A 9,790-nucleotide genomic window follows, 5' to 3' on the forward strand; every position below is an offset into this window, starting at 1 on the left:
GGCGTCGCGCCACCGCCGAGGCGGGCGCCCCGGCCGCCGCGACCGGGACGGTCGCCGCCGAGGCGAAGACGGACACCCGGTCCGAGCCGCAGAGCGAGCCGAAGGGCGACGCCCCGGCGCAGCAGCAGAGCCAGCAGTCGCAGCAGCAGAACCAGCAGCAGGGTCAGCAGTCGCAGGGCGACGGCAAGTCGGACCACGACGGTGAGGGCCGCCGCCGGGACCGCCGCGACCGCGGACGCGGCAACGACCGCGGCAACGACCGCGGTGACCGTGGCAACGACCGCGGAGGCCGCGGCAAGGGCGACGACCAGCAGCAGAACCAGGGCGGCCAGGGCGGCCGTCAGAACCAGCAGCAGGGCGGCGGCGGCCGGCAGGACCGGCAGCAGCACGACGACGACGACTTCGAGGGCGGCCGCCGGGGCCGTCGCGGCCGCTACCGCGACCGCCGTGGCCGCCGGGGCCGCGACGACGTGCAGGAGCCGCAGATCAACGAGGACGACGTCCTGATCCCCGTCGCGGGCATCCTGGACATCCTCGACAACTACGCCTTCATCCGCACCTCCGGCTACCTGCCCGGCCCCAACGACGTGTACGTCTCCCTCGCCCAGGTCCGCAAGAACGGCCTGCGCAAGGGCGACCACATCACCGGCGCGGTACGCCAGCCGAAGGAAGGCGAGCGGCGCGAGAAGTTCAACGCGCTGGTCCGCCTCGACTCCGTCAACGGCATGGCGCCCGAACACGGCCGCGGCCGCCCGGAGTTCAACAAGCTCACCCCGCTCTACCCGCAGGACCGCCTGCGCCTGGAGACCGACCCGGGCGTGCTGACCACGCGGATCATCGACCTCGTGTCGCCGATCGGCAAGGGCCAGCGCGGTCTGATCGTGGCCCCGCCGAAGACCGGCAAGACCATGATCATGCAGGCGATCGCCAACGCGATCACCCACAACAACCCCGAGTGCCACCTGATGGTCGTCCTCGTCGACGAGCGTCCGGAAGAGGTCACCGACATGCAGCGGTCGGTCAAGGGCGAGGTCATCTCCTCGACCTTCGACCGCCCGGCCGAGGACCACACCACGGTCGCCGAGCTCGCCATCGAGCGTGCCAAGCGCCTGGTGGAGCTGGGTCACGACGTCGTGGTGCTGCTCGACTCGATCACCCGCCTGGGCCGTGCGTACAACCTCGCCGCCCCGGCCTCCGGCCGCATCCTGTCCGGTGGTGTCGACTCCACGGCCCTCTACCCGCCGAAGCGCTTCTTCGGTGCGGCCCGCAACATCGAGGACGGCGGTTCGCTGACCATCCTCGCCACCGCCCTGGTGGACACCGGGTCCCGCATGGACGAGGTCATCTTCGAGGAGTTCAAGGGCACCGGCAACGCCGAGCTCAAGCTGGACCGGAAGCTCGCCGACAAGCGCATCTTCCCCGCGGTGGACGTCGACGCGTCCGGTACCCGCAAGGAAGAGATCCTGCTGGCGCCCGACGAGCTCGCCATCGTCTGGAAGCTGCGCCGGGTGCTGCACGCGCTCGACCAGCAGCAGGCGGTCGAGCTGCTGCTGGACAAGATGAAGCAGACCAAGTCGAACGCCGAGTTCCTGATGCAGATCCAGAAGACGACGCCGACTCCCGGCAACGGGGACTGACCTCCCGCCGGATCAGCAGCACCCGAAGTGGCCGTCCTGTGCGCAGGGCGGCCACTTCGCGTATTCCGGGACCCTCCGCGAGGCCGCAGAAGGGCCGCGGGCGCGAAAGCCGCGGCGCGGGGCAGACGCACCGGTACAAGGGCACCGGAAGGGCCCCGGCGAGATCTTCGCCACACGGACGTCCGCTGCGGCCGATTTCGATCAGTACGGCACGCATGGCCGAAAACGCAGGTGAGCGGCGCATTCGCCGCTCTTCGGCGGAACGCGGACCCGCCCCGCCGGCCGCCGGCCCGGCACAGGGCCCCGTGCAACCCTGTGCCGGGTTTCCCCGTCTGAGGCATGGAGCGACCATGGGTGTTGTACGGGCCGTCACCGGTCATGTCCGACGCCGCGCAGGGGGTACCCGACCGGAGCAGAGCTGAGGAGCGCATGACTGCCGAGAGCACACCCGGACCCGGCATACCCGGGGAGTCCGCCGCGGAGGGACCGCGCCGGCGGGCCAGGGGCAAGCGGCGCAAGCCGCGCGGGAAGCGGTCCGGCGTGAAGATCGCCGCGTGGACCGCGGCGGCCGTCGTGGTGCTCGGCGGCACCGGCCTCGGCTACGTCTACTTCAAGCTCAACGGCAACATCAGCAGCGTCGACATCGACCAGGCGCTCGGCACGGACCGGCCCGACAAGGCCGACAACGGCTCCGAGAACATCCTCGTCCTCGGCTCCGACACCCGCGCCGGAGGCAACAAGGACCTCGGCGGCGGCACCGACGACGGCAGCGCCCGCTCCGACACCGCGATGATCGTCCACGTCCACGAGGGCCACAAGAAGGCCAGCGTGGTCTCCCTCCCGCGGGACACCCTCATCGACCGGCCCGAGTGCACCGACACCGACGGCGGCACCCACCCCGCCGCCCGGAACGTCATGTTCAACTCGGCGTACTCCACCGGCGGCGCCGCCTGCGCGGTGAAGACCGTCGAAGAGATCACCGACCTGCGCATGGACCACTACCTGGAGGTCGACTTCTCCGGCTTCCAGAAGCTCATCGACGAACTCGGCGGCGTCGAGATCACCACCAGCAAGCCCATCGACGACCCCGACAGCCACCTGAAGCTGGACGCCGGCACCCACCGGCTCGACGGGGAACAGGCCCTCGGCCTGGTCCGCACCCGGCACGGCGTCGGCGACGGCTCCGACCTCGGCCGCATCCAGCTCCAGCAGGCGTTCATCAAGGCCCTGGTCAAGCAGGTCAAGGAGGTCGGCGTCTTCACCAACCCCAAGAAGCTCTACGATCTCGCCGACACCGCCACCAAGGCCGTCACCACCGACTCCGGGCTGGGCTCGGTGAACTCCCTGATGTCCTTCGCGGGCGGCCTGAAGGGCATCAGCCCCGCCGACATGCACATGGTGACCATGCCGGTGCAGTACGACCCCGCCAACCCCAACCGGGTCCTCGTCCAGAAGGACAAGGCCCGTCTCGTCTGGGACGCCCTCAAGGACGACCGGGCGATCCCCGAGGCGGCGACCGAGGACTCGGCCACCGGCGAGGCCAAGGACGTCGTCAGCGCACCGTAGGGCCCGCACGGCGCCCGCGTGGCGCCCGCGCGGAAAACACCCGCCCCCGGGGGAACAAAAAACGGCCACCCCCGGTTTTGGGTGGAGGCCCCAGTCCTGGCAGACTGGTACGTCGGCTCCGGTTCACGCCTCCGCACCCCGTGGTGGCGACCCGGCGCCCTCCCGGATCTAGGAGACACCTTGAAGCGCGACATCCACCCCGAGTACGTCGAGACGCAGGTCAGCTGCACCTGCGGTGCGTCGTTCACGACCCGCAGCACGATCGAGTCCGGCACCATCCGGGCCGAGGTCTGCTCCGAGTGCCACCCGTTCTACACGGGCAAGCAGAAGATCCTCGACACCGGTGGCCGTGTGGCCCGCTTCGAGGCCCGCTTCGGCAAGGCTTCCGCAGGCTCCAAGAAGTAGCGAGCCTCCATTCGCCGGTCCACGGCAGCGTCCCCGGCCGGGGGCGCTCCGGGACCGGCGTTTTTGGTCGCCCGCCCTTCACCCACGCACCACGCAGGAGCCCAAGATGTTCGAGGCCGTCGAGGAACTCGTCGCCGAGCACGCCACCCTGGAGAAGAAGCTCGCCGACCCGTCGGTCCACGCCGACCAGGCCAACGCGCGCAGGCTGAACAAGCGTTACGCCGAACTCACCCCGATCGTCGCCACGTACCGCTCCTGGAAGCAGACCGGCGACGACATCGAGACCGCGCGCGAACTGGCCGCCGACGACCCCGACTTCGCCGCCGAGGTCAAGGAGCTGGAGCAGCAGCGCGAGGAGCTCACCGAGAAGCTCCGCCTGCTCCTCGTCCCGCGCGACCCCAGCGACGACAAGGACGTCATCCTCGAGATCAAGGCGGGCGCGGGCGGCGACGAGTCCGCCCTGTTCGCCGGCGACCTGCTGCGCATGTACCTGCGCTACGCCGAGCGCGTCGGCTGGAAGACCGAGATCATCGACGCCACCGAGTCCGAGCTGGGCGGCTACAAGGACGTCCAGGTCGCCGTGAAGGCCCGCGGCCAGATCGAACCCGGCCAGGGCGTGTGGGCCCGCCTGAAGTACGAGGGCGGTGTGCACCGCGTGCAGCGGGTGCCCGCCACCGAGTCGCAGGGCCGCATCCACACCTCCGCGGCGGGCGTCCTGGTCACGCCCGAGGCGGAGGAGGTCGACGTCGAGATCAACCCCAACGACCTGCGCGTCGACGTCTACCGCTCCTCCGGGCCCGGCGGGCAGTCCGTGAACACCACCGACTCCGCCGTGCGGATCACGCACATCCCGACCGGAGTCGTCGCCTCCTGCCAGAACGAGAAGAGCCAGCTGCAGAACAAGGAGCAGGCCCTGCGTATCCTGCGCTCCAGGCTGCTCGCCATGGCCCAGGAGGAAGCCGAGCGGGAGGCCGCCGACGCCCGCCGCAGCCAGGTCCGCACCGTCGACCGCTCCGAGAAGATCCGGACCTACAACTACCCGGAGAACCGCATCTCGGACCACCGTGTCGGCTTCAAGGCGTACAACCTGGACCAGGTCCTGGACGGCGACCTCGCCGCGGTGATCCAGGCCTGCGTCGACGCGGACTCGGCCGCCAAGCTGGCCGCCGCGTAAGCCCCGTACCCACGTCCGGAGGACCAGTGAACCTGCTGCTCGCCGAGGTGGCCCAGGCCACCCAGCGGCTCGCCGACGCCGGCGTGCCCTCGCCGCGTACCGACGCGGAGGAACTCGCCGCGTTCGTGCACGGCGTCAAGCGCGGCGAGCTGCACAACGTGCCCGACTCCGACTTCGACGCCCGGTACTGGGAGGTCATCGCCCGCCGCGAGGCGCGCGAACCGCTCCAGCACATCACCGGCCACGCCTACTTCCGCTACCTGGAACTCCAGGTCGGACCCGGCGTGTTCGTGCCGCGCCCGGAGACCGAGTCGGTCGTCGGCTGGGCCATAGACGCCGTGCGCGCGATGGACGTCGTCGAGCCGTGCATCGTCGACCTGTGCACCGGCTCGGGCGCCATCGCGCTCGCCCTCGCCCAGGAGGTGCCGCGCTCGCGCGTGCACGCCGTGGAGCTCTCCGAGGACGCGCTGCGCTGGACCCGCCGCAACATGGAGGGGTCGAGGGTCGACCTCAGGCAGGGCGACGCCCTGACCGCCTTCCCCGACCTCGACGGCCAGGTCGACCTGGTCATCTCCAACCCGCCCTACATCCCGCTCACCGAGTGGGAGTACGTCGCCCCCGAGGCCCGCGACTACGACCCCGGGCTGGCCCTCTTCTCCGGCGAGGACGGCCTGGACCTGATCCGCGGCCTGGAACGCACCGCGCACCGGCTGCTGCGCCCCGGCGGCGTGGTCGTCGTCGAGCACGCGGACACCCAGGGCGGCCAGGTGCCGTGGATCTTCGCCGAGGACCGCGGCTGGACGGACGCCGCCGACCACCCCGACCTGAACAACCGCCCCCGGTTCGCCACCGCGCGCAAGGCACTGCCGTGAGCGGCCCGCAGACTCCACTTCCCAGCAGCATGTGTACGAGGAGGCCCGCCCCATGGCCCGGCGATACGACACCAACGACGTGACCGACCGCGCGACCGGTCTGCGCGAGGCCGCATCGGCGGTACGTCGTGGCGAACTCGTGGTGCTGCCCACGGACACCGTGTACGGCATCGGCGCGGACGCCTTCACCGCCGAGGCGGTCGGCGACCTGCTGCAGGCCAAGGGACGCGGCCGCACCATGCCCACCCCCGTGCTGATCGGCTCCCCGAACACGCTGCACGGGCTCGTCACCGACTTCTCCGAGCAGGCCTGGGAACTCGTCGACGCCTTCTGGCCGGGCGCGCTGACCCTGGTCGCCAGGCACCAGCCGTCCCTCCAGTGGGACCTCGGGGACACCCGGGGCACGGTCGCCGTGCGCATGCCGCTGCACCCCGTCGCCATCGAGCTGCTCACCGAGGTCGGTCCGATGGCCGTGTCGTCGGCGAACCTCACCGGCCACCCGGCGCCCGAGAACTGCGACGCCGCCCAGGAGATGCTCGGCGACGCCGTCTCCGTCTACCTCGACGGCGGGCCCACCCCGGGCATCGTGCCGTCCTCGATCGTCGACGTCACCCGCCCCGTGCCCGTGCTGCTGCGCGAGGGCGCCCTCTCGCCGGACGAGCTGCGCAAGGTCGTACCAGACCTCGAGGTGGCGAATTGACAGCCCCTGAGGCGGGGCGTGGCATAGGCAACGGGGAACGCAGCGCGGAAGTGACGTCGACCTTCGGCTTCCCGCGCGACACCTTCCGCATCCTCCACGTCAGCACCGGCAACGTGTGCCGCTCACCCATCACCGAGCGGCTGACCCGGCATTTCGTGAGCCAGCGGCTGGGCGTCCTGGGCGGCGGGCTGATCGTGGAGAGCGCCGGCACCTGGGGCCACGAGGGCGCGCCCATGGAGACCCACGCCGAGACGGTGCTGGGCGACTTCGGCGCGGACGCCTCCGGCTTCGTCGGACGCGAACTGCTCGACGAGCACGTCATCCGCGCCGACCTGGTGCTGACCGCGACCCGCGACCACCGCGCCCAGGTCATCTCCATGGGCCACTCGGCGGGGCTGCGCACCTTCACGCTGAAAGAGTTCACCCGCCTGGTCAATGCCATCGACCCGGCGACCCTGCCCCCGCTCGACGAGGGCCTGGTCATGCGCGCCCGCGCCCTGGTCCGCGCCGCCGCCGCGCTGCGCGGCTGGCTGCTGGCGCCCACGGCGGAGGCGGACGAGGTCCACGACCCCTACGGCGCACCGCTGACGTTCTTCCGCTCCATCGGCGACGAGATACACGAGGCCCTGGACCCGGTGGTGACGGCACTGACGGGGGTTCCGGCACGGGCCTGACCGCCCACCGGACGGCCGCCCCGGCGCCGCCCGCTCACCGGGGGCGTGCCGCCGTCCCCGTACCCGTTCGCCCCGTGAGGGTGCCGCAGCCGCGCGCTTGCGGAGGGCCCGGCCTACATTGGTGCTACGTCAGCGTCGACGTCCGGGAGTCCACCATGACGGTCAGCCCTGCCCTCGAGGCCGATGTCCTGCGCCGGCAGGACCCCGAGCTCGCCGACATCCTGCGGGGGGAGAGCGAGCGGCAGCAGACCACGCTCCAGCTGATCGCCGCCGAGAACTTCACCTCGCCCGCGGTGCTGGCCGCGCTCGGCTCGCCGCTGGCCAACAAGTACGCCGAGGGCTACCCGGGGGCCCGGCACCACGGCGGCTGCTCGTACGCGGACGCCGCCGAGCGGCTGGCCGTGGAGCGCGCCAAGGCGCTGTTCGGCGCCGAGCACGCCAACGTGCAGGCCCACTCCGGCTCCTCCGCCGTCCTGGCCGCCTACGCCGCCCTGCTGCGCCCCGGCGACACCGTCCTCGCCCTGGGCCTGCCGCACGGCGGCCACCTCACCCACGGGTCGCCCGCGAACTTCTCCGGCCGCTGGTTCCGCTTCGTCGGCTACGGCGTGGACGCGGAGAGCGGCCTGATCGACCACGACCAGGTCCGCGCCCTCGCCCTCGCGCACCGGCCCAAGGCGATCGTGTGCGGCTCCATCGCCTACCCGCGCCACATCGACTACGGCTTCTTCCGCGAGGTCGCCGACGAGGTCGGCGCCCACCTGATCGCCGACGCCGCGCACCCCATCGGCCTGGTCGCCGGGGGAGCGGCCCCGAACCCCGTGCCGTACGCGGACATCGTCTGCGCCACCACGCACAAGGTGCTGCGCGGTCCGCGCGGCGGGATGCTGCTGTGCGGCGCGGACCTGGCCGAGCGCCTGGACCGTGCGGTATTCCCCTTCACCCAGGGCGGCGCCCAGATGCACACCGTGGCCGCGAAGGCGGTCGCCTTCGGGGAGGCCGCCACCCCCGCGTACACGGTGTACGCGCACCAGGTCGTCGCCAACGCGCGGGCGCTGGCCGCCGCCCTGGCCGCCGAGGGCCTGGTGGTCACCACCGGCGGTACGGACACCCACCTGATCACCGTCGACCCGGCCCCGCTGGGCGTCGGCGGCCGCGAGGCCCGCGGCCGGCTCGCGGCGGCCGGTCTGGTGCTCGACTGCTGTGCGCTGCCGCACGCCGACGACCGCGGGCTGCGCCTGGGCACGGCCGCGGTCACCACCCAGGGCATGGGCACGCGGGAGATGTCCCTCGTCGCGGGACTGCTGGCGAGCGTGCTGCGCGGCGGCACGGACCCGGCGCGGGCCCGCGAGGACGTACGGGAACTGACCGCGGCCTTTCCGCCGTACCCGCACTGAGGGGCGGGCCGCCGGGTAGGCGCACGGGATGCACAGCCGTACGTGCAACCATCGTCGCTACCCGGAAGTCCCCACCCGTATGCGCGCCTCGCTAGGGTGTGGGGCTGTGATGGCCAGCGAGATCTGTGGGGAAGCCCGTGCGTGAATACCTGCTGACGCTCTGTGTCACGGCCGCGGTGACGTACCTGCTGACCGGGCCGGTACGCAAGTTCGCGATCGTGGCCGGGGCGATGCCGGAGATCCGGGCACGGGACGTGCACCGGGAACCCACTCCGCGCCTCGGCGGGATCGCGATGTTCTTCGGGCTGTGCGCCGGATTGCTGGTCGCCGATCACCTCACCAACCTCAACCAGCTCTTCGAGAAGTCCAACGAGCCGCGGGCACTGCTCTCCGGGGCCGCCCTGATCTGGCTGATCGGGGTGCTGGACGACAAGTTCGAGATCGACGCCCTGATCAAGCTGGGCGGCCAGATGATCGCCGCCGGTGTGATGGTCATGCAGGGTCTGACGATCCTTTGGCTGCCCGTCCCCGGCGTCGGCTCGGTCGCGCTCACCCAGTGGCAGGGCACCCTGCTGACGGTGGCGCTGGTCGTCATCACCATCAACGCGGTCAACTTCGTGGACGGGCTCGACGGTCTCGCGGCGGGCATGGTCTGCATCGCGGCGGCGGCGTTCTTCCTGTACGCCTACCGCATCTGGTACTCGTACGGCATCGAGGCCGCGGCCCCGGCGACGCTGTTCGCGGCGATCCTGATGGGCATGTGCCTGGGCTTCCTGCCCCACAACATGCATCCCGCGCGGATCTTCATGGGCGACTCCGGCTCGATGCTCATCGGGCTGGTGCTCGCCGCCGGTGCGATCTCCGTCACGGGACAGGTGGACCCCGACGCCCTGAACCTGTACGTCGGTTCGGAGAAGGAGGCCGTGCACCAGACGGTGCCGGTGTACATCCCGCTGCTGCTGCCGCTGACCATCATCGCGGTGCCCGCGGCCGACCTGATCCTGGCGATCGTGCGGCGCACCTGGCGCGGCCAGTCTCCGTTCGCGGCGGACCGGGGGCACCTGCACCACCGGCTGCTGGAGATCGGCCACTCGCACAGCCGGGCGGTGCTGATCATGTACTTCTGGTCGGCGCTGATCGCCTTCGGCGCGCTGGCCTACTCCGTCAACTCGGCGTCGATGTGGATCGTGCTGAGCGTGGTGTTCCTCAGTGCCATCGGTCTCATCCTGCTCCTGCTGCCGCGCTTCACCCCGCGCACCCCGCGCTGGATGGAGGCCTTCGTCCCGCCGCGCTACCGGCGCCGCCGCGCCGCGTCGGCGGCAGGTGCGCCGGCGGCCGCCACGGGCGCCCTGCGGACCGAGGAGGCCG

General features: G+C 71.7%; 9 protein-coding genes. All 9 read left to right on the top strand.

The window, feature by feature from the left end; all coding sequences use genetic code 11:
- Nucleotides 1–1,637: transcription termination factor Rho (gene rho / locus G3I53_RS30510; protein ID WP_164438981.1), on the top strand; the 1,637-nt coding region annotated here is incomplete at its 5' end.
- A gap of 429 nt (nucleotides 1,638–2,066) precedes the next feature.
- Nucleotides 2,067–3,203: an LCP family protein gene (locus G3I53_RS30515; RefSeq protein ID WP_164333636.1), complete on the top strand. Its 1,137-nt coding sequence runs from the start codon at nucleotides 2,067–2,069 to the stop codon at nucleotides 3,201–3,203.
- A gap of 180 nt (nucleotides 3,204–3,383) precedes the next feature.
- Nucleotides 3,384–3,608: a 50S ribosomal protein L31 gene (rpmE, locus tag G3I53_RS30520; protein ID WP_003973638.1), complete on the top strand. Its 225-nt coding sequence runs from the start codon at nucleotides 3,384–3,386 to the stop codon at nucleotides 3,606–3,608.
- A gap of 106 nt (nucleotides 3,609–3,714) precedes the next feature.
- Nucleotides 3,715–4,782, top strand: a complete 1,068-nt coding sequence (prfA, locus tag G3I53_RS30525; RefSeq protein ID WP_164333637.1) for a peptide chain release factor 1 — start codon at nucleotides 3,715–3,717, stop codon at nucleotides 4,780–4,782.
- 26 nt (nucleotides 4,783–4,808) lie between these two features.
- On the top strand, nucleotides 4,809–5,654 hold the full coding sequence (prmC, locus tag G3I53_RS30530; RefSeq protein WP_164333638.1) for a peptide chain release factor N(5)-glutamine methyltransferase: 846 nt from the start codon (nucleotides 4,809–4,811) through the stop codon (nucleotides 5,652–5,654).
- A 52-nt stretch (nucleotides 5,655–5,706) separates the two neighbouring features.
- Complete coding sequence (locus G3I53_RS30535; protein WP_164333639.1) at nucleotides 5,707–6,354, top strand: L-threonylcarbamoyladenylate synthase; 648 nt, start codon at nucleotides 5,707–5,709, stop codon at nucleotides 6,352–6,354.
- Nucleotides 6,351–7,028: a protein-tyrosine-phosphatase gene (locus tag G3I53_RS30540; RefSeq protein WP_164333640.1), complete on the top strand. Its 678-nt coding sequence runs from the start codon at nucleotides 6,351–6,353 to the stop codon at nucleotides 7,026–7,028. The genes G3I53_RS30535 and G3I53_RS30540 overlap by 4 nt, the downstream gene beginning before the upstream one ends.
- A gap of 155 nt (nucleotides 7,029–7,183) precedes the next feature.
- Complete coding sequence (gene glyA / locus G3I53_RS30545; protein ID WP_164333641.1) at nucleotides 7,184–8,422, top strand: serine hydroxymethyltransferase; 1,239 nt, start codon at nucleotides 7,184–7,186, stop codon at nucleotides 8,420–8,422.
- A gap of 137 nt (nucleotides 8,423–8,559) precedes the next feature.
- Nucleotides 8,560–9,790 (top strand): MraY family glycosyltransferase (locus G3I53_RS30550; RefSeq protein WP_343240717.1); only part of this gene is annotated, 1,231 nt, incomplete at its 3' end.

The sequence above is a fragment of the Streptomyces sp. SID14436 genome, from assembly GCF_010548465.1.
Taxonomy (GTDB): Bacteria; Actinomycetota; Actinomycetes; order Streptomycetales; family Streptomycetaceae; genus Streptomyces.